Raw genomic sequence first — 18,752 nt, forward strand, 5'->3', positions numbered from 1 at the left:
ATCAGGCCGCTTGACAATATCTGTAACGTTATATTATCTCATCACCATGGCTTGGCCGATAGCGGCGGTCGATACGCAGCGGGGCCGGGTCACCCAAGGCAAGGAGAGATGCCATGACCCTGATACCCATGCTTTCGGCGATCGCCGCGACGCCCCGCACGGCGCCGGCGCCCGCTGGCCCATTGATGCTTTCGCCGCGCGACAGCTATGGCGCCGGTAACCGACACCGTCCTGTCGCCGCGCTACTCGCGATCGGCCTGCCCGCCGCGCTGGTCGTCGCGGTGGCGCTGTCGCCGATGATCATCAAGGAACCGCCGCGCACGGCGGACAAGCCTTGGACGACCATTTTCCTACCGAAGCCCGACAAGCCCGAGCCGCCGAAGCCCAGAGCCGAGCCGCAGGCGCAGCCGAGGACTTCGCAGCCGATCGAAACGGTCGACCCCCTCGTCGATACGACGCCGATCCGCGATGTCTTCGTCGATAAGGGACCGGTCGTGATCGATCCGCGGCCCTTGCCGCCGGGCCCTCCCGTTTCGGTCGATCCCCCGGCCCCGCCGAAGCTGGTGCTCGCACAGCTCGACTCGCGCTATGCCGGATCGTTCCAGCCCGAATATCCGGCGCGCGAGCAGCGTGGCGGGATCGAGGGCGTGGTGACGGTGCGCGTGCTGATCGGCACCGACGGGCGCGTGAAGACGGTCGAACAGGTGAGCGGCGGCAATCCTGCCTTCTTCGAAGCGACGAAGCGGCGCGCGCTGGCGAAATGGCGGTTCAAACCCGCGACGCGCGGCGGGGTCGCCGAGGAAAGCTGGAAGGAAATGACCGTGCGCTTCGAGATCCGGAACGGCTGACCCCGTCTTCGGGACCCCTCCCGGGCGGGCGGCCGGGTGCCGTCCGCCCGCTCCTTTTGCTTGACAGGAGCGCCGAATCCAGTCAGAGGCGCGCGGATATCGGGGGCGGCGCCTGCGCGCGGCCCTCTATGTTTTTTCAGAGCAGCAGCCGGGGCCCGCGTCCCGCCGCATCGTCCGCCCCGGCGGCAGGTGCGAAGATTTTTCGAGGAACAGGGCCATGGCCAAGCCGACGACCGTCAAGATCAAGCTGGTGAGCACCGCCGACACGGGCTTTTTCTATGTGACGAAAAAGAACCCCCGCACGATGACCGAAAAAATGTCGGTGCGGAAGTACGACCCGCGTGCGCGCAAGCACGTCGAGTTCAAGGAAGCCAAGATCAAGTGACGTATCGACCCGTTCAGCAACGCTGAACGGTTTGGCGATGCGTCATCCCCGCGAAGGCGGGGATCCAGAAGGGCGGCGATTGCGCCGCCCTTTTTCGTGCGTGGCGAATGAGGGAATTGGGGGGTGGGAAGCGGCTGTTACCTCCCCCGCTTTCGTCATCCCGGACTTGATCCGGGATCCATAGCCGCGCCGTCGTTATCCCGGACCGGATCCGGGATGACGAATGAAAAGGTCCGCTTTCGATCGTACCCCGCCTTTCAACTCAGCAACGGCTCCAGCGCCTCCCATTCGCGCTCGACGGCGCGGCGTCCGGCGTCGATCGCGGTGCGAATCTTCGCCGGATCGAATTCGAGCGTTTCGGAAAATTCCGCCTCGGGCTCGATAATCCGGATCGGCGCAAAGCGATAGCGCGATATCTGGACGTCGAGTGGGCGGAGGATGCGCGCCGCCTGCGCGCCGCCGACGCCTTCGGACTGGAGCGCGCGAAGCTGCGCCTCGCGCGCTGCGATCAGGTCGTTGATCAGCGCCGCGCCGGCGAGATCGTTCGCCGATACTTCCGATTGCAGGATATCGACCGCGCGCAGGCCGATCTTGATCAGATTCTTGTAGGTGCGGACCGGCCCCGGCTGCGGCGCGGGCGAGGCGCGGACCGCGATGACGCCGCGCGGGTTCATCTCGAGCGCGGCGCTGAGCGGCGTCACGTCGCGTACCCCGCCGTCGACCCATTGTTCCTCGGTGCCGTCGCTGGCGCGCGTCTTCAAGGGATCGAAGAAGAGCGGCATCGCGCAGCTCGCATAGACCCAGTTGTGGATGCCGGGCACGCTTTCGTCGATGCTGCGATAGGTGCCGGCCCCGAGGTTGACGACGCCGAGCAGCAGCTTGCGACCGGCGACGCGCAATTTTTCCTCGTCGGCGAAATCCTTGAGCAGGCGTTTCAGCGGCGCGGCGTCGTAGATCGCATTCTCGCCGAGGATGCCGCCGACGACACCGAGCGGGCGCTCCTTGTAGATCGAGGCATTGCCGCGAAGCCCGAGCCAGGTGTCGAGCAGGCGCGGCACATCGTCCTGTGCGACCCCCAGCGCCTGAATCGCGCCGGTCGAGACGCCGGCGACGATGTCGATCCGGACGCCGCGGTTGACGACGAGTTCGTGGACGACGCCGACCTGGAACGCGCCCTTGGCGCCGCCGCCGCTGAGCACGATTGCGAGACCGCCTGCCATGTCCGCTCTCCTTCGATGACGGATGCAGTCTACAGGATTTCGGGTGGAGAGTCTGTTCCGGCGAACGACGTCGGATTCAGGCGAAGGCGCCGACGCTTTCGATGAACATGATCACCGAAATCGGTTTCGAGACATAGGCCTCCGCGCCCGCGGCGCGGATCTGGTCCTCGTCGCCCTTGCCGGCATAGGCGGTGACCGCCATGATCGGGACGGCGCGCAGCGTCAGGTCGGCCTTCATCTGGCCGATCAGTTCGAGCCCGCTGACATGCGGGAGCTGAATGTCCATGATGATGAGGTCGGGCGAAATCTCGCGCGCCCGGGCCAGCGCGTCGCGGCCGTCGCGCACGGGGTGGGCGCTATAGCCATGGGCATTCAGGAGGTCGCAGAAGAGGCGGAGGTTGAGCTCATTATCTTCGACGACCAGGATGGTCTTGCCCATGATTATTCGCTTCCCCACCTTGCGTCCGCGGACCGTTTAGGCGAATCGGGCCGCGGAAACAATCGCCTCGCCGAGTGAAGGATATGGGGTCAGAACCCTCCCATAGCGCGATCGAGGTTTGAAGCGATTTTGTTCAGGGCAAGGAAGCGAGGCGCCGGAATATGTCGATATTACAAGGCTCGCTGACGCAGCCATGGACAAAATCGGTCAAATCCCGAAGGGACGTCGAAATGGCTTCGATCTCGTCTCCGCGCGGCCTTGCAGATGGAACCGCCATCGGCGGCGGCCACGCGAAGCCGATATCTTCGCCATTTCGACGCCTCGAACGCGCTATGGGAGGGTTCTGACCCTTGGTGCAGGAAGCCGATGAAGCACTGGCGCTGCAGGTGCTGGGCTGGATCTTGACCGACGAACCGCGCGCCGAACGGCTGCTCGGCATGACGGGACTTACCCCAGCGGTGCTTCGCGAATCGCTCGGGCAGCGGGCGACGCTGGCGGCGATCCTCGGCTTTCTGACGGCGCACGAGCCCGACCTTGTCGCGTGCGCCGACGCGCTCGATATCGAACCCGAAGCGCTGGCCGCCGCCGCGCGCCGCCTGGAAGGCGATGAAAGGATAGATGCATGACCCGCCCTCTGGTGATCACCGACTGCGACGAGGTGCTGATGCACATGGTCGTGCCCTTCGCCGAATGGGTCGACGCCGAACATGGCGTGCTGTTCCGGATGGAGGATGCGAGCTTCGCGAATGCGCTGAAGCGCAAGGAATGCGGTACGCCGCTGGAGGCAGCCGAGGTGTGGCCGCTGCTCGACGGGTTTTTCCGCGCCGAGATGGGCCGCCAGCACCCGATCCCCGGTGCGCTCGCGGCGATGGCGGCGATCGCCGAGCACGCCGATCTCGTCGTGCTGACCAACGTCGGCCCCGAGCATCAGCAGGGGCGGATCGACCAGCTTGCCGCGCACGGCTTTCACGCGCCGGTGATCGGCAGCCGCGGCGGCAAGGGCGAGCCCGTGCGCCGGCTAATCGACGAGTATCAGCCTTCGGTCGCGGTGTTCATCGACGACCTCGCCGGCCATCATCACTCGGTCGCGATCGAGGCACCCGGTGTGTGGCGGCTGCATCTGGTCGGCGAACCCGCGATTGCCGACAAGATCGCGCCGGCGAAACACGCGCATGCGCGAATCGACGATTGGAAAGAGGCGCAGGGCTGGATATTGGCGCGGCTTGCCGAAAACATCCCCGCCCCGGCCCCCGAACCGGTTTAAGAAGGAAAAGATGATGGATATCGCCGCCAAGCTTGCCGAACTCGGCCTCGAACTTCCCAAGCCCGCGGCGCCGGTCGCTGCCTATGTGCCCGCCGTCGAGCTGGGCGGGCTATTGCACATCAGCGGGCAATTGCCGTTCCGCGACGGACAGGTCGTCACCGGGCGGCTCGGCACCGACATGGACGAGGCAACGGGCTATGACGCCGCGCGCCGCTGCGCGCTGATGCTCGTCGCGCAGATCGGCCGCGCGGTCGACGGCGACTGGTCGCGGGTCGAAAAAATCGTGAAACTGGGCGTCTATGTGAACAGCGACCCCGCCTTCACCGCGCAGCCGAAGGTCGCGAACGGCGCGTCGGAACTGATGGAATCTTTGTTCGGCGAAGCGGGCCGCCATGCGCGCAGCGCGGTCGGCGTCGCGGTGCTTCCGCTCGGTGCCGCGGTCGAGGTCGACGCGATCGTCGCGGTGAAGTCCGCCTAAGGACGCCGGTGGCCGAAGCCGACCCGCCCGCCCGGACGATCTCGCTCGGCAGCGGTGTCGCCGCGCTCGACGCGGCGGCGTGGGACGCGCTGGCGGGCGGCGGCAATCCCTTCGTCGGGCATGATTTCCTGTCGCTGCTCGAAGAATCGGGCAGCGTCGGGCCGGGCACCGGTTGGCAAGCGGCGCCGCTGCTCGTCGAGGATGAGGCAGGGGTGCTGGTCGCCGCGGCGCCCGCCTATCTGAAGGCGCACAGCCAGGGCGAATATGTCTTCGATCAGGGCTGGGCCGATGCCTGGGCACGCGCCGGCGGCGATTATTATCCGAAGCTGCAGATCGCGGCGCCGTTCACGCCGGTGCCAGGGCCGCGGCTGCTGGCGTCGGACGACGGCGACGCGGCGCTGCTGATCCGCGCTGCCGAGGCGGTGGTGCGGCAGAACGGCCTGTCGTCGGCGCACGCCACTTTCGTGGCGCCCGAACAGATGCCGCTGTTCGAGACGGCGGGCTGGCTGGTCCGCCGCGACATCCAGTTTCATTTCGCCAACGCGGGCTATGCGAGCTTCGACGATTTTCTCGCGACGCTGACCTCGGCGAAGCGCAAGCAGCTTCGCAAGGAACGCGCCCGCGCAGTCGAAGGCCTGCGCGTCGAGGAGCTCACCGGCGACGCGCTCCGCCCCGAACATTGGGACGCGATGTGGCAATTTTATCAGGACACCGGCGCGCGCAAATGGGGGCATCCCTACCTGACGCGCGAAGCGTTCGACCTGATGGGCGCGCGCATGGCCGACCGGATCGTCCTCGTCCTCGCCTATGACGAGGCCAAACCCGTGGCGGGGGCGATGCATTTCGTCGGCGCCGACACGCTGTACGGCCGCTACTGGGGCTGCCTCGTCGACATCCCCTATCTGCATTTCGAGCTATGCTATTACCGGGCGATCGACATGGCGATCGCGCGCGGCCTCAGCCGGGTCGAGGCGGGCGCGCAGGGCGGGCACAAGCTCGCCCGCGGTTACGGCCCTGTCGCGACCTGGTCGGCGCATTTTATCGCCGACCCGGGATTTCGCCGCGCGGTCGCGGATTTCCTCGAACAGGAACGCCGCGCCGAAGAAACGGAGATGGAATGGCTCGAAGGGCATATGCCCTTCAGGCGGAAGGGTTAGGGACTCTGCTCAATCCCGTTCGTGTCGAGCGAAGTCGAGACACCCCACGATAATAGGCGTTGACCCGATGGGCATCTCGACTTCGCTCGATGCGAGCGGGAGAAGAGACCTGAAATCTCAGGCCGCGAAGCGGCGGGCGGCGGGACGGCGGGCCGTCTCGTCGAGCCAGGCGCGCGCCTGGCGCTGCGCTTCGGCGATTTCGTCGCGGCTCATTTCGTCGGACAGGTCGGCGCGGCATTGCTGGCCTTCCTTGTTGCCGCCGAGCGCCGCGAGGTTGAACCATTTATGCGCCTGGATGAGGTCGACATCGACCCCGCCGGTGCCGGTCGAGAAAGCGATACCAAGATCGAAATAGGCATTGGCGTCGCCGCGCGCCGCGTCGAGCAGCCGGCTTTCGATCAGATACTGGGCAGACTTCAGACTGTTTGCCATGATAACCCCCTTTGCCTCCACCCCACATGGAGACCTCGGAGTCCAACCTTGCGGCTTATGGTCAACAAAGCGTTAACGATGGCGTGACTTTTTCGGTGATAAGTACCGAAACCGTCGGAATTCTGAGGTTTTCTTCCGTTAACCCCCGACCGGGTAATTGTCGATCAGCCGCGTTTTTCCGATCCGCGCCGCGGCGAGGAGCCGGGCGGGTTCGCGAAATGTCGTGAGCCGTTCGAGGCTGGCGGCGTCGGCGAGCGCGACATAATCGACGCTGTCGAAGCCCCCTGCGACGATTGCGGTCTCGGCCGCGGCGAGGCTCGCGGCGACATCGGCGCCGCCGGCGATCGCCTTTGCCGCGGCCTTCAGCGCGTCGGGAAAGGCGATCGCCGCCGCGCGCTGTTCCGTCGACAGATAGGCGTTGCGCGACGACAGCGCGAGCCCGTCGGGATCGCGCGCGATCGGCGCCCCCAATATGTCGAGCGCGAAATCGAGGTCGCGCGCCATGCGGCGGATGATCGCGAGCTGCTGCCAGTCCTTTTCGCCGAAGATCGCGACGTCGGGGCGCACCTGATTGAACAATTTGGCGACGACGGTCGCGACGCCGTCGAAATGGCCGGGGCGCGCGGCGCCGCAATAATCGGCACCGAGTTCGGCGACCTCGATATGCGTGTTATGCCCGGCAGGGTACATGGTGCCGACCTCGGGCGCCCAGAGTAGGCCGACCCCCTCCTCGACCAGCAGCGCGGCATCGCGTGCCTCGTCGCGCGGGTAGGAGGCATAATCCTCGTTCGGCCCGAACTGCGTCGGATTGACGAAGATCGACACGACGACATGGTCGGCGACGCGCCGGCCCGCGCGGACCAGCGACAGATGCCCCGCGTGCAGCGCGCCCATCGTCGGCACCAGCGCGACGCTCTTTCTGCCCTGCTTCAGTGCCGTTACGGCACGATGAAGCGTGGCGATATCACGGATGATTTGCACCCTTGCCCGCCCTCCGATATTGGCGGCGCTGAACACGCCACCCCATGCGGCTCCCATGCGCCGCCAACAGGAAAATCGCAACGCCCATGACGACCCAAGTGTCGCCCCCCGCCCCGCATCGCATCATCTTTGCCAATGAAAAGGGCGGTACCGGCAAGTCGACCTGCGCCGTGCATTTCGCGGTCGCGCTGGCGAGTCAGGGCTGGCGCGTCGCCGGGCTCGACCTCGATCCGCGCCAGCGCACCTTTCACCGCTATCTGGAGAATCGCGAACAGACCGCGAAGCGCCGCGGCATCGACCTGCCGACCCCGCGCTTCGAGGTGTTCGAAGGGACGACGATCGAGGAACTCGACGCGCAGGTCGCGCGGCTTTCGGAGGACGCCGATTATGTCATCGCCGATACCCCCGGCCGCGACGATGTCTTCGCGCGCCATCTCGCGACGAGCGCCGACACGCTGGTGACGCCGATCAACGACAGCTTCATCGACTTCGACCTGATCGGACAGGTCGATCCCGAAAGTTTTCAGGTCGTCCGCCCCAGCTTTTATTCCGAATTGATCTGGGACACGCGCAAGACACGCGCCAAGACCGACGGGCGGACGATCGACTGGATCATCCTGCGCAACCGCCTCCAGCATGTCGACGCGCACAATATGCGCCGCGTCGGCGAGGCGCTGACCCAATTGTCGCGCCGCGTCGGCTTTCGCGTCATCCCGGGGCTGGGCGAGCGCGTCATCTATCGCGAACTCTTCCCCGCCGGGCTGACCCTGCTCGACAAGGCGCATCTTGGCGGGATGGGGATCGGCCATGTCGTCGCGCGGCAGGAACTGCGCGAGGCGATGGGCGGCTTGAACCTTCCGGCGCGCGAGCGCCTGCATCCCGACGGTGACCTGTTCGCCGCCGCCTGATTTTTAGGAGCATCGTCGCATGGCTCACATCTTCCACCCGACGATGCTCCGCGAATATGACATCCGCGGCGTCGTCGGCGACACGCTGTCGGACGGCGATGCCTATGCGATCGGCCGCAGCTTCGCGACTCTGATCGCGCGCGAGGGCGGCAAGCGGATCGCGGTCGGGTACGACGGGCGGCTGTCGTCGCCGATGCTCGCCGATGCGCTGATCGCCGGGATCAACGCGGCGGGGATCGACGCGCTGAACGTCGGGCTCGGGCCGACGCCGATGCTCTATTATGCCGCGTCAACCGAGGAGGTGGATGGCGGTGTACAGATAACCGGCAGCCATAATCCCCCCGACTATAACGGCTTCAAGATGGTGTTTCAGGGGCGTCCGTTCTTCGGCGCCGACATCCAGAAAATCGGTGCGATGGCCGCCGCCGGCGACTGGGAGTCCGGCGAGGGCACGTCGCAAGGCATCGACATCGTCGATGCCTATGTCGACCGGCTGGTCGAGGGGTTCGCCGGCGGCGCCTTCCGCATCGGCTGGGACGCCGGCAACGGCGCCGCCGGCACCGTCATCGAAAAGCTCACCGCGCGCCTGCCGGGCGAGCATCACCTTCTGTTTACCGACATCGACGGCCATTTTCCGAACCACCACCCCGATCCCACCGAGGAGAAGAATCTGGCCGACCTGCGCAAGCTGGTCGCCGAGAAGAGCCTCGATTTCGGCGTCGCTTTCGATGGAGACGGCGACCGCATCGGCGCGATCGACGGCGAGGGCCGGGTGATCTGGGGCGACCAGCTGCTGCAAATCTATGCCGCGGCGGTGCTGCGCGAGATGCCCGGCGCGACGGTAATCGCCGACGTGAAGGCCAGTCAGGCGCTGTTCGACCGCATCGCCGAGCTCGGCGGCACGCCGTTGATGTGGAAGACCGGGCACAGCCTGATCAAGGCCAAGATGAAGGAAACCGGCAGCCCGCTGGCGGGCGAGATGAGCGGGCATATCTTCTTCGCCGACCGTTATTACGGCTATGACGATGCACCGTACGCGGCGATGCGGCTGATCGAGGCGGCGACCAAGCTCGGCAAGAGCGTCACGGCGCTGCGCGGCGAAATGGCGCCGATGGTTAACACGCCCGAGCTGCGCTTTCAGGTCGACGAGGCGCGCAAATTCGCCATTGTGGACGAAGTTCTGGACCGGCTCGCGGCATCGGGAGCAAAGGTCGACCGCACCGACGGCGCGCGCGTGCTGACCGACGACGGCTGGTGGCTGCTCCGCGCGTCGAACACGCAGGACGTGCTCGTTGCGCGTGCCGAGGCAAAGGATGATGCGGCGCTGGCGCGGTTGCTCGCGGCGATCGACGACCAGCTTGCGCAGTCGGGGATCGCGCGCGGGCCGCAAGCCGGGCACTGAATCCTGTCCGCCCGCGGGAGGGGGCAATTCGTCCCTGCAAAAATCTTGCCAGATTGACCTTGGCGGCGTCGCTGGGGTAACGCCCGCTCGAGGGTAGCCATGGAAACCACCAGCCTATGACCGATGAATCCGCTGCGACGACGCTTTCCGAAGGCGATCATGGCGTTGCCGAGCACACCGCGCACGTCCGCGAGGATGCTGCGGCGGGCAACGGGCTCGCAGTCATCTCGATCGCCAAAAGCTACGACAAGCGCGTCGTGCTGTCCGACGTGTCGCTGTCGGTCGGCAAGGGCGAGGTCGTCGGCCTGCTTGGCCCGAACGGCGCCGGCAAGACGACCTGCTTCTATTCGATCATGGGGCTGGTGAAGCCCGATGCCGGGCGCATCATGCTCGACGGCGCCGACATCACCGCGCTGCCGATGTACCGCCGCGCGATCCTCGGGCTCGGTTATCTGCCGCAGGAAACCTCGATCTTTCGCGGCATGACGGTCGAACAGAATATCGGCGCGGTGCTCGAACTCAGCGAGCCCGACAAGGTGTCGCGCGAGCGGCGGCTCGAGGAACTGCTCGACGAATTCGGATTGACGCGTCTCAGGGATTCGGCGGCGATGGCGCTGTCGGGAGGCGAACGGCGCCGCGCCGAAATCGCCCGCGCGCTGGCAGCCAACCCATCAATCATGCTGCTCGACGAACCCTTCGCGGGCATCGACCCCTTGTCGATCAGCGACATCCGCGACCTCGTCGCGGACCTCAAGACGCGCGGCATCGGGGTGCTGATCACCGACCATAATGTCCGCGAGACGCTCGACCTCGTCGACCGCGCCTGCATCATCTACGACGGTAAGGTGCTGCTTGCCGGCTCGCCCGAAGAGCTCGTCGCCGACCCCGAGGTGCGCCGCCTCTACCTCGGCGAGGGCTTTTCGCTGTGATATTCCGGGTTCATTCCCGTGCAGATTAAGCTCGTTTCCCTTTCCGCTCGCATCGAGCGAAGTCGAGATGCCCCTCGGCATTACGCTATCCTGATGGGTGTCTCGACTTCGCTCGACACGAACGGAAACGAAGGACGCTAATTCACGATGGCGTTGGGTCCGCGCCTCGATCTCCGCCAGTCGCAGTCGCTGGTGATGACGCCGCAGCTCCAGCAGGCGATCAAGCTGCTGGCGCTGTCGAACCTCGAACTCGAAGCCTATCTGGCCGAGGCGCTCGAGGGCAATCCGCTGCTCGACACGGCGTCGGCCGATAGCGACGGGGCCGCGGGCGATCCCGAATCGGGGCCGGGCGAAGATGCGCCCCCGACTGAGGCAGCGGCGCTCGATGCCGATCAGGCGCTGGCGTCGGACAGCGGTACGAGCGACGACCTCGACGTCGATTTCGCCGAGGAACGCTTTCACCACGACAGCGCCAGCGACAGTGTCGGCCTGTCGGGCGCCGATAGCGAAGCCATCGACTTCGACAGCTTTGCGGGCGAGGACGCGACGCTGCACGGCCACCTGCTGGCGCAGGTCGGCGAGCGCTTTGGCGGGATCGAGGCGATGATCGCCGAACAGATCGTCGCGCTGATCGACGAAGCGGGCTATCTGCGCGCCGACCTTGGCGAGCTTGCCCAGCGGCTCGGCGTCCCGCTCGCGCTCGTCGAGGCGGTGCTGGCGGGCGTACAGGGCTTCGACCCGTCGGGGGTCGGCGGCCGCGACCTTGCCGAATGCATCGCGATCCAGGCGCGCGAGGCCGACCGTTACGACCCCGCGATGGCGACGATGATCGCGCATCTCGACCTCGTCGCCAAGGGCGCCTTCCCCCAGCTGAAACGGATTTGCGGCGTCGATGACGAGGATCTCGCCGACATGATCCGCGAACTGAGGAGCTATGATCCGAAACCGGGGCTGCGTTTCGGCGGCGATGCAGCGCAGGCGGTCGTGCCCGACCTCTATATCCGCCAGACCGCGAAGGGCTGGGCGGTCGAGGTCAACAGCGGCACCTTGCCGCGCCTGCTCGTCAACCGCCGCTATTACAGCGAATTGGCTGATGGCGCGGCGGCAAAGAGCAAGGCGTGGCTGTCCGAACAGCTTGCCGGCGCCAACTGGCTGGTGCGCGCGCTCGACCAGCGCCAGCGCACGATCGTCAAGGTCGCGAGCGAGATCGTCAAGCAGCAGGAGGGCTTCTTTCTCCACGGCGTCGCGCATATGCGCCCGCTGACGCTGCGCCAGGTGGCCGAGGAAATCGGCATGCACGAATCGACCGTCAGCCGCGTCACCAGCAACAAATATCTGTCGTGCGCGCGCGGGCTGTTCGAGCTCAAATATTTCTTCTCGTCGGGGATTTCGGACACGCAAGGCGACGGCGCGGTGTCGGCCGAGGCGGTGAAGAGCCGGATCAAGGCGATGATCGAGGCCGAGGATGCGCGCGCGATTCTCTCCGACGAGACGATCGCCCAGAAGCTGTCGGCCGAGGGCCACGACATCGCGCGGCGCACCGTGGTCAAATATCGCGAGGCGATGGGCTATGGCTCGTCGGTGCAGCGGCGGCGGCAGAAAGCGTTGGCGGGGTAGTTCATCCCCCCAATCCCGCTCGTGTCGAGCGAAGTCGAGACACCCATCGGGATGGCGCCATACTGAGGGGCATCTCGACTTCGCTCGATGCGAACGGAAAGTGAGGAATTTGGCGCGGTAGCCGGTTGACTTTTTCCGCCCTTCCCCATAGTTGCGCCGCTTCGCGTCAACACGCCAAGATTTACGGACAAGAACCATGAAGATTCGCAACAGCCTGAAGTCGCTGAAGGACCGCCACCGGGATAACCGCGTTATCCGTCGTCGTGGCCGCACCTATGTGATCAACAAGACCAACCGCCGCTTCAAGGCGCGCCAGGGCTGATGACCCTGCCGGGGCGTTTCCCGCCCCGCGCGCATTTGCGAGCCAGCGTGACGCCGTCGGATGCTTCCGGCGGCGCTTTCGCGTGTCCGGAGCAGCCATGATCCGCCGATCTGTGATCTTCGACGTCGGCCGCGTCCTCTTCGACTGGGATCTGCGCCATCTGTTCGCGAAGCTGATCGCCGACCGCGATGAACTCGAATGGTTCGTGACGCATGTCGTGACGCCCGAGTGGCATTTCCAGCACGATGCGGGGCGGCCGCTCGCCGCGATGCTGCCCGAACTCAAGGCCGAATTTCCGGGGCATGCGGCGCTGATCGACGCCTATGCGACGCGCTTCAACGAGACGATTCCGGGGCCGGTGCCCGGCAGCCTCGAACTCGTGGAGCGGCTCGACGCGGCGGGCGTACCCTTGTTCGCGATCACCAATTTCGGCCATGAATTCTGGGAAGCCTTCCGCCCGACCCAGCCCATCTTCGACCGCTTCCGCGATATCATCGTCTCGGGCACCGAAAAGCTGCTGAAACCCGACCCCGCCATCTACCGCCTCGCGATCGAGCGATTCGGCATCGATCCGGCGGGGGCGATCTTCATCGACGATGTTGCGCATAATATCACGGGCGCCGAATCGGTCGGGATTGCCGGGCATCGGTTCGTCGATGCAGCGACGCTGGAGGACCAGTTGCTCGCGCTTGGATATTTGACCCGATGAGCAAGGCAGATCGTCTGTCGCGCCTCGACGCCCGTCGCATCGAACTGGAAGCCGAATATGAAGACGCGCTCGTCGATGCCTTGCGCAAGGTTGCGGCCGGGTCTTGGGGACTGTTCGGTCATAATCGGGATCGCGCGGCGCGCGCCAAATGGGAGCCTGCCGTAACCGACTTGTACGACATGGGCGAAGAAATAGACCGGATGCGCGATCAACTGGAGCTGCAACGCTTCGCCTTGCACGAGGAGTTCGAGGCGTCTCGCGGATCGGTTCCGTCAAACGCCCCCGGAGAGCCCAAGCAGGCGAGGGCGTGGCTCGATCGACTGGGCAAGGATATTGGCCGGCCCGCCCGGAACTGAGCGCGCTACTTCTCCACCCCCAACTGCGTCAGCACGAAGGCGAACTCCTCGGCGTCCTCGCGCAGCGCGCCCCAGCGGCCCGACTTGCCGCCGTGGCCCGCGCCCATGTTGGTGCGCAGCAGCAGCGTCGAATCGTTCGTCCGCGTCGCGCGGAGTTTCGCGACCCATTTGGCGGGTTCCCAGTAGGTCACGCGCGGGTCGTTGAGCCCCGCCGACACCAGCATCGGCGGATAGGCCTTCGCGGTCACATTGTCGTAGGGGCTGTAGCTCAGCATATAGTCGAACGCCGCCTTGTCGGTGATCGGATCGCCCCATTCGGGCCATTCGCCGGGGGTCAGCGGCAGCGTTTCGTCGACCATGGTATTGATGACGTCGACGAAGGGCACGCCCGCGAGCACCGCGCCCCATAGTTCGGGCGCCTCGTTGTAGATCACGCCCATCACCTGCCCGCCGGCCGAGCGGCCCTCGACCGAAATCTTGCCCGCGCTGGTATATTTCTTGGCGATCAGGCCTTTGGCGACGTCGATGAAGTCGTTGAAGCTGTTCTTGCGCTCGGTCGTCTTGCCGGCGAGATACCAGCCGCGGCCGAGGTCGTCGCCGCCGCGGACATGCGCGATCGCGTAGATCATCCCGCGATCGACAAGGCTGAGCCGCGTCGTCGAGAAGCCCGGCGGGACGCGATAGCCGTACGAACCATAGGCATAAAGATGCATCGGCGCGCTGCCGTCGAGCTTCGTTCCCTTCTTGTAGACGAGCGAAGCGGGGATCATCGTCCTACCGTCGCGGCTGGGCAGGTTAACCCGTTCGGTTACATATTGTGTCGCATCATAACCCGAAGGGATTTCCTGCACCTTCAGCGTCTCGAGCTTGCCGCTCGCGAGGTCATAGTCATAGACGGTGTCGGGGGTGACCATCGATTCATAGTCGAGCCGGAGCTTGTCCTGATGATATTCGGGATTGTCGCCGAGCCCCGCCACATAGGTGGCCTCGGGGAACTGGATCCGTCCGGGGGTCAGCGGCGCATCATATTTGCGGACATCGACCTGGTCGAGCCCGTCCTCGCGCGATTCGAGGACGAAATAGTCGCGGAACACCGACACGCCGGTGATGTAGCTGTGATCGGATCCGGGGATCAGCGTCGTCCACTTGCCCGGATCCTTGACGCTCGCGGTCGCGACGCGGAAGTTCGGATGCTCGTCGTTGGTGTGGATGTAGAGCGTGCCGTCGCGCTCGTCGACGCTGTACTCGCGGCCCTTCTGGCGCGCCGAGACGAGCTGCATCTTCGCTTCGGGATTGTCGGCGGGGAGCAGGTAGACCTCGCTCGTCTCGTTATCCCCCGTCGCGATGACGATATAATTGTCGGCGGCGGTCTTGCCGATCCCAACCCCGAAACCGATGTCGGGCTCCTTATAGAGCAATTTGTCGTCGGCGACTGGCGTGCCGAGCCTGTGCAGCCGGACATTGTCGGTGCGCCAGTTCTCGTTCGCGAGGCCATAGAGCAGCGCGTCGTTGCCCGAAGTCCAGACGAGCGACGACAGCGTGCCGGGAATCGTATCGGGCAGCAGTTCGCCCGTCTCGAGATTGCGGATGCGCGCCTCGAACCGCTCCGAACCATTGTCGTCGAACGAATAGGCCATCAGCTTGCCGTTCGGGCTGATCGACACTTCGGCGAGGCGGAAATAGTCCTTGCCCGCGGACATCGCGACCTCGTCGAGGATCAGCTGTGTCTCGCCGCCGACGACGGGCCGCCGGTACCATTTCTTGTACTCGGCGCCTTCCTCATATTCGACCCAATAGACCCAGTCGCCGTCCTTCTGCGGCACGCTCGAATCGGCCTCCTTGATCCGGCCCTTCATCTCCTGGAACAGCGTTTCGACGAGCGCGGCATGCGGGTTCATCGCGGCGTCGAAATAGGCATTTTCGGCCTTCACATAGTCGAGGACATCCTTGTCATCGACGGTCGGATAGCTTTCGTCGCGCAGCCAGTGATACGGATCGGACAGGGTCTTGCCGTGCAACGTCATCTCGTGCGGACGCTTTTCCGCGACCGGCGCGGCGGGCAGGGCAGGGGTGGTGCTGGTCAATGCAGTCTCTTTCTCTTCGGCGAAAGCGCCCGGGGCCGCGACAAGCGGGGTGGCAATTGCGGCCAGAAACATCCAAATAGCGCGCATCACAAAACTCCCGCGGTGTCGCCCCGATGGGCGGGATTGCCGCGATGTAGAAACAAGGAACAGCTCATGTCCAGCCCCGTCCCCGGCACTATCCACGCCGAGCGCCTCGCCCGCCTGCGCGCCGAACTGGCAGCGCGCGGCCTCGACGGTTTCGTCGTGCCGATCAGCGACGAGCATATGAGCGAATATGTCGGCGAATATGCGCAGCGCATGGCGTGGCTGACCGGCTTCGGCGGCTCGGCGGGGACCGCGGCGGTGCTCCCCGAAAAGGCGGCGGTGTTCGTCGACGGGCGCTACACGGTGCAGGTGCGCGATCAGGTCGACGGCACGCTGTTCGACTATGTCGGTGTGCCGCAGTCGAGCGTCGCCGCATGGCTGGGCGCCAATGTGAGTGCGGGGCAGAAGGTCGGTTACGACCCGTGGCTCCACAGCATCGACTGGGCGCGCGGGCTGGAAAAGGCACTGGCGGCGAAGGGCGCGACCCTCGTCGCGGTCGACGCGAATCCGCTCGACGCGGCGTGGGACGACCAGCCGGCGCCGAGCGATGCGGTGGTCACGGTGTACGACACGAAACTCGCCGGGCAGGCGGCCGCCGACAAGCGCGCGGTCATTGCCGACTGGCTGAAGGGCAAAGGGCTCGAGACGGCGGTGATGACCGCGCTCGATTCGGTCGCCTGGACCTTCAACATCCGCGGGACCGACGTCAGCCACACGCCGGTCGGGCTCGCCTTTGCCCTGCTCCATGCCGATGCGACCGCCGACCTGTTCATCGCCCCCGAAAAGATCACCGACGCGGTGCGTGCGCACCTCGGCAACAGCGTGCGGATCCATGATCGCGATGCGTTCGAGGCGGCGCTCGCCGATCTCGCCGGCAAGAAGGTCGCGGTCGATCCCGACCGCGCGGTCGCGGCGATCTTCACTGCGCTCGAAGCCGCGGGTGCGACGATCGAACGCCACCGCGACCCGGCGGTGCTGCCGAAAGCGATCAAGAACGACGTCGAGCTCGACGGCACCCGCGCTGCGCATGTGCGCGACGGCGTCGCGGTGTCGCGTTTCCTGAAATGGATGGCGGAGGTCGCACCGCAGGGCGGGCTCGACGAGCTCGGCGCGGCGGCGAAGCTGCGCGAATTTCGCGACGCGAGCGGCGCGCTCCGCGACCTGTCGTTCGACACCATCTCGGCCGCCGGCCCCAACGGCGCCCTGCCGCATTACAAGGTCGACGAAACGACGAACCGCGCGGTCGAAACCGGCACGCTCTACCTCGTCGATTCGGGCGGGCAATATGACGACGGCACCACCGACATCACGCGCACGATCGCGATCGGCACGCCGACCGCCGAAATGCGCCGCCGCTTCACGCAGGTGCTGAAAGGCCATATCGCGCTGGCGACGGCGCGTTTCCCCAAGGGGACGCGCGGCAGCCAGCTCGACATCCTCGCGCGGCAATATCTGTGGGCCGACGGGGTCGATTATGCCCACGGCACCGGGCACGGCGTCGGCACCTATCTGGCGGTGCACGAGGGGCCGCAGCGGATCGCCAAGCCCGCCGGCGGGCAGGCGGGCACCGAGGAGGCGCTCCACGCCGGCATGATCCTTTCGAACGAGCCCGGCTATTATAAGGCGGGCAGCTTCGGCATCCGTATCGAGAATCTCGTCATCGTGGTCCCGGCGCGCATCGATGGGGCCGAGGAGGATATGCTGGCGTTCGAGACGATCACCTTCGCACCGATCGCGCGCGACCTCGTCGATGGGGCGCTGCTGTCGCCGGCCGAGGCCGACTGGCTCGACGCCTATCACGCCGAAGTGCTCGACAAGCTGGGCGCGGCGATGGACGGTGCCGACCGCGAATGGCTTGCCGCCGCGTGCGCGCCGATCGATCGCGCCCCGACCGCGCTTGCGGCCTGAGGCGCGGCATGACCGGCCTTCGCAGCGACGTACCGCTCGCCGACTTCCGCGTGCAGGAACGCGTGCGGGTGCGGTTCAACGAGATCGACGGGCAGAGCATCGTCTTCAACGCCAATTATCTCGTCTATGCCGATATCGGCGTGACCGAATATTTCCGCGCGCTCGGCGAAGGGCAGCCCGGGCCGTACTTTAACCAATATGGTACGGATATTCGCGAGACACATTGCGAGATCGACTATCACGCGCCGGCGCGGCTCGACGAACTGATTACCATCGCGGCGCGGGTCAGCCGCTTCGGAAGGACGAGCTTCACCTTGCATTGCGGGATTTTCCGCGGGACCGAACGGCTGACCGACATTGAGATCAGCTATGCGCATCTCGATACCGACAGCGGCCAGCCAACCCCGCTGCCGGGAAGCTTCATCGCCGAAGTTAGGCGATTCGAAACGCGAACCCCGTCGCAAGATTGATTCGGACGAGCCGGATCGACCCTCTCAACCAAAAAAGTCGAAAAAAAAGGGCCACCCGTGGGTGGCCCGTGAAAGTTTTGGGAGAGGATGCCTAAAAGGCAAGTGTGATATTGCAGTGCACAATGAATTTCGCAACTGCGAAAAAGACATCTGTAGTTGCATTTTTTGCAATCGTATCGCGCCGCGGCCATCGATTTGTGCAATCGCGGCCCCTCTCGCAAATCGCCGCGACATCGCCTAAATTGGCGCCATGGGAATGTTCAACAACATGGATGTCGGCGGCGGCGTCGCCGATTTCTGGAGCTATATCCGCGAACCGCGCCCGCACCGCTGGGCGATATGGGGGGTCGCGGTGGCGTTGACGTGGGTCGTGTTCCACGGCGTGTCCGAATATCTGATCCCGTATGAAAAGCCCAAGCCGCAGATCATCTATTTCGAAAATTGGAAGGCGACGCGCGGGGAGGCCGAAATTCGCGCCGACTGGGTCGCGCGCGCCAAGGAAACGACCCGCCGCAACGCCGAAAAGCGCGCCGAATACCAGCGTTTCGCCGACAGCATGGGGATCGAATATGATTCGAGCGAGGCCGACAAGGTGACGCGCGAAACGCTCGGTGCGGAAGAAGCGGCGGCGGCGAAGAAAAAGCCTGCGCCGTCGCAAGCGCGCTCGACGCTGGCCGAACGCGCCGCGCGCGGCGCGCCGCCCGCTCCCGCGGATCAACCCCGGCGCTGATGCAGCGTCCGCCCGCCGACGCCGACTGG

21 protein-coding genes are annotated in these 18,752 nt (G+C 65.6%); 16 read left to right on the forward strand and 5 right to left on the reverse strand.

Going from position 1 to position 18,752, the window contains the following annotated elements:
- The first annotated feature begins 113 nt into the window (after nucleotides 1–113).
- Together AN936_RS20625 and rpmG are read left to right on the forward strand one after the other, a co-directional pair.
- The gene (locus AN936_RS20625) at nucleotides 114–848 is read left to right on the forward strand and encodes an energy transducer TonB (RefSeq protein ID WP_054589720.1); all 735 of its coding nucleotides are present in this window, start codon (nucleotides 114–116) and stop codon (nucleotides 846–848) included.
- A 217-nt stretch (nucleotides 849–1,065) separates the two neighbouring features.
- Nucleotides 1,066–1,233, forward strand: coding sequence for a 50S ribosomal protein L33 (rpmG, locus tag AN936_RS20630; protein WP_003042331.1), 168 nt, complete (start codon nucleotides 1,066–1,068; stop codon nucleotides 1,231–1,233).
- A gap of 257 nt (nucleotides 1,234–1,490) precedes the next feature.
- Here rpmG and AN936_RS20635 read toward each other — a convergent pair whose 3' ends face one another.
- Entirely contained in the window at nucleotides 1,491–2,453 is a 963-nt protein-coding gene (locus AN936_RS20635) for a patatin-like phospholipase family protein (RefSeq protein ID WP_054589721.1), read from the reverse strand.
- A gap of 76 nt (nucleotides 2,454–2,529) precedes the next feature.
- Complete coding sequence (locus AN936_RS20640) at nucleotides 2,530–2,892, reverse strand: response regulator (RefSeq protein ID WP_054589722.1); 363 nt, start codon at nucleotides 2,890–2,892, stop codon at nucleotides 2,530–2,532.
- Between the two features lie 353 nt (nucleotides 2,893–3,245).
- Between AN936_RS20640 and AN936_RS20645 the strand changes: the two genes are divergently transcribed.
- Genes AN936_RS20645 through AN936_RS20660 form a run of 4 tightly spaced genes read left to right on the forward strand, consistent with a single transcriptional unit; the run spans nucleotide 3,246 to nucleotide 5,791 of the window.
- Nucleotides 3,246–3,518 (forward strand): DUF3572 family protein, encoded by a 273-nt coding sequence (locus AN936_RS20645; RefSeq protein WP_054590458.1) that lies wholly within the window; start codon nucleotides 3,246–3,248, stop codon nucleotides 3,516–3,518.
- Nucleotides 3,515–4,156, forward strand: coding sequence for a hypothetical protein (locus tag AN936_RS20650; protein WP_054589723.1), 642 nt, complete (start codon nucleotides 3,515–3,517; stop codon nucleotides 4,154–4,156). The genes AN936_RS20645 and AN936_RS20650 overlap by 4 nt, the downstream gene beginning before the upstream one ends.
- A gap of 13 nt (nucleotides 4,157–4,169) precedes the next feature.
- Nucleotides 4,170–4,634, forward strand: coding sequence for a RidA family protein (locus tag AN936_RS20655; protein ID WP_054589724.1), 465 nt, complete (start codon nucleotides 4,170–4,172; stop codon nucleotides 4,632–4,634).
- Between the two features lie 8 nt (nucleotides 4,635–4,642).
- Nucleotides 4,643–5,791 carry a GNAT family N-acetyltransferase gene (locus AN936_RS20660; RefSeq protein ID WP_054589725.1) on the forward strand — a complete coding sequence of 383 codons (1,149 nt, stop codon included), beginning with the start codon at nucleotides 4,643–4,645 and terminating at the stop codon, nucleotides 5,789–5,791.
- 117 nt (nucleotides 5,792–5,908) lie between these two features.
- Here the strand turns inward: AN936_RS20660 and AN936_RS20665 are convergent, their stop codons facing one another.
- Together AN936_RS20665 and panC are read right to left on the reverse strand one after the other, a co-directional pair.
- Nucleotides 5,909–6,223 (reverse strand): sel1 repeat family protein, encoded by a 315-nt coding sequence (locus AN936_RS20665; RefSeq protein WP_054589726.1) that lies wholly within the window; start codon nucleotides 6,221–6,223, stop codon nucleotides 5,909–5,911.
- A 138-nt stretch (nucleotides 6,224–6,361) separates the two neighbouring features.
- Nucleotides 6,362–7,204 (reverse strand): pantoate--beta-alanine ligase, encoded by an 843-nt coding sequence (gene panC, locus AN936_RS20670; protein WP_054589727.1) that lies wholly within the window; start codon nucleotides 7,202–7,204, stop codon nucleotides 6,362–6,364.
- Between the two features lie 98 nt (nucleotides 7,205–7,302).
- Between panC and AN936_RS20675 the strand changes: the two genes are divergently transcribed.
- The 7 genes from AN936_RS20675 (at nucleotide 7,303) to AN936_RS20705 (ending at nucleotide 13,447) form a co-directional block, all read left to right on the forward strand.
- Nucleotides 7,303–8,112 carry a division plane positioning ATPase MipZ gene (locus tag AN936_RS20675; RefSeq protein ID WP_420496846.1) on the forward strand — a complete coding sequence of 270 codons (810 nt, stop codon included), beginning with the start codon at nucleotides 7,303–7,305 and terminating at the stop codon, nucleotides 8,110–8,112.
- Between the two features lie 19 nt (nucleotides 8,113–8,131).
- Nucleotides 8,132–9,514, forward strand: coding sequence for a phosphoglucomutase/phosphomannomutase PgmG (gene pgmG, locus AN936_RS20680; protein ID WP_054589729.1), 1,383 nt, complete (start codon nucleotides 8,132–8,134; stop codon nucleotides 9,512–9,514).
- A 116-nt stretch (nucleotides 9,515–9,630) separates the two neighbouring features.
- Nucleotides 9,631–10,443, forward strand: coding sequence for an LPS export ABC transporter ATP-binding protein (gene lptB, locus AN936_RS20685; RefSeq protein ID WP_054589730.1), 813 nt, complete (start codon nucleotides 9,631–9,633; stop codon nucleotides 10,441–10,443).
- A 147-nt stretch (nucleotides 10,444–10,590) separates the two neighbouring features.
- Nucleotides 10,591–12,060 carry an RNA polymerase factor sigma-54 gene (gene rpoN, locus AN936_RS20690; protein ID WP_054589731.1) on the forward strand — a complete coding sequence of 490 codons (1,470 nt, stop codon included), beginning with the start codon at nucleotides 10,591–10,593 and terminating at the stop codon, nucleotides 12,058–12,060.
- Between the two features lie 196 nt (nucleotides 12,061–12,256).
- Nucleotides 12,257–12,382, forward strand: coding sequence for a type B 50S ribosomal protein L36 (gene ykgO / locus AN936_RS20695; RefSeq protein WP_003046794.1), 126 nt, complete (start codon nucleotides 12,257–12,259; stop codon nucleotides 12,380–12,382).
- A gap of 97 nt (nucleotides 12,383–12,479) precedes the next feature.
- On the forward strand, nucleotides 12,480–13,091 hold the full coding sequence (locus tag AN936_RS20700) for an HAD family hydrolase (RefSeq protein ID WP_054589732.1): 612 nt from the start codon (nucleotides 12,480–12,482) through the stop codon (nucleotides 13,089–13,091).
- Nucleotides 13,088–13,447, forward strand: coding sequence for a hypothetical protein (locus AN936_RS20705; protein WP_054589733.1), 360 nt, complete (start codon nucleotides 13,088–13,090; stop codon nucleotides 13,445–13,447). The genes AN936_RS20700 and AN936_RS20705 overlap by 4 nt, the downstream gene beginning before the upstream one ends.
- 5 nt (nucleotides 13,448–13,452) lie before the next feature.
- On the opposite strand, the gene AN936_RS20710 is transcribed toward AN936_RS20705, so the two are convergent.
- Nucleotides 13,453–15,603 (reverse strand): S9 family peptidase, encoded by a 2,151-nt coding sequence (locus AN936_RS20710; RefSeq protein WP_084758665.1) that lies wholly within the window; start codon nucleotides 15,601–15,603, stop codon nucleotides 13,453–13,455.
- Nucleotides 15,604–15,684: 81 nt separating this feature from the next.
- Here AN936_RS20710 and AN936_RS20715 point away from each other — a divergent pair, with 81 nt between their 5' ends.
- From AN936_RS20715 to AN936_RS20725, 3 genes are all read left to right on the forward strand, one after another.
- Nucleotides 15,685–17,523 (forward strand): aminopeptidase P family protein, encoded by a 1,839-nt coding sequence (locus AN936_RS20715; RefSeq protein WP_054589734.1) that lies wholly within the window; start codon nucleotides 15,685–15,687, stop codon nucleotides 17,521–17,523.
- Between the two features lie 8 nt (nucleotides 17,524–17,531).
- Nucleotides 17,532–17,993: an acyl-CoA thioesterase gene (locus AN936_RS20720; protein WP_054590460.1), complete on the forward strand. Its 462-nt coding sequence runs from the start codon at nucleotides 17,532–17,534 to the stop codon at nucleotides 17,991–17,993.
- A gap of 250 nt (nucleotides 17,994–18,243) precedes the next feature.
- On the forward strand, nucleotides 18,244–18,723 hold the full coding sequence (locus AN936_RS20725) for a hypothetical protein (RefSeq protein ID WP_054589735.1): 480 nt from the start codon (nucleotides 18,244–18,246) through the stop codon (nucleotides 18,721–18,723).
- Nucleotides 18,724–18,752 lie beyond the last annotated feature (29 nt).

This window comes from Sphingopyxis macrogoltabida (assembly GCF_001307295.1).
GTDB lineage: Bacteria > Pseudomonadota > Alphaproteobacteria > Sphingomonadales > Sphingomonadaceae > Sphingopyxis > Sphingopyxis macrogoltabida_B.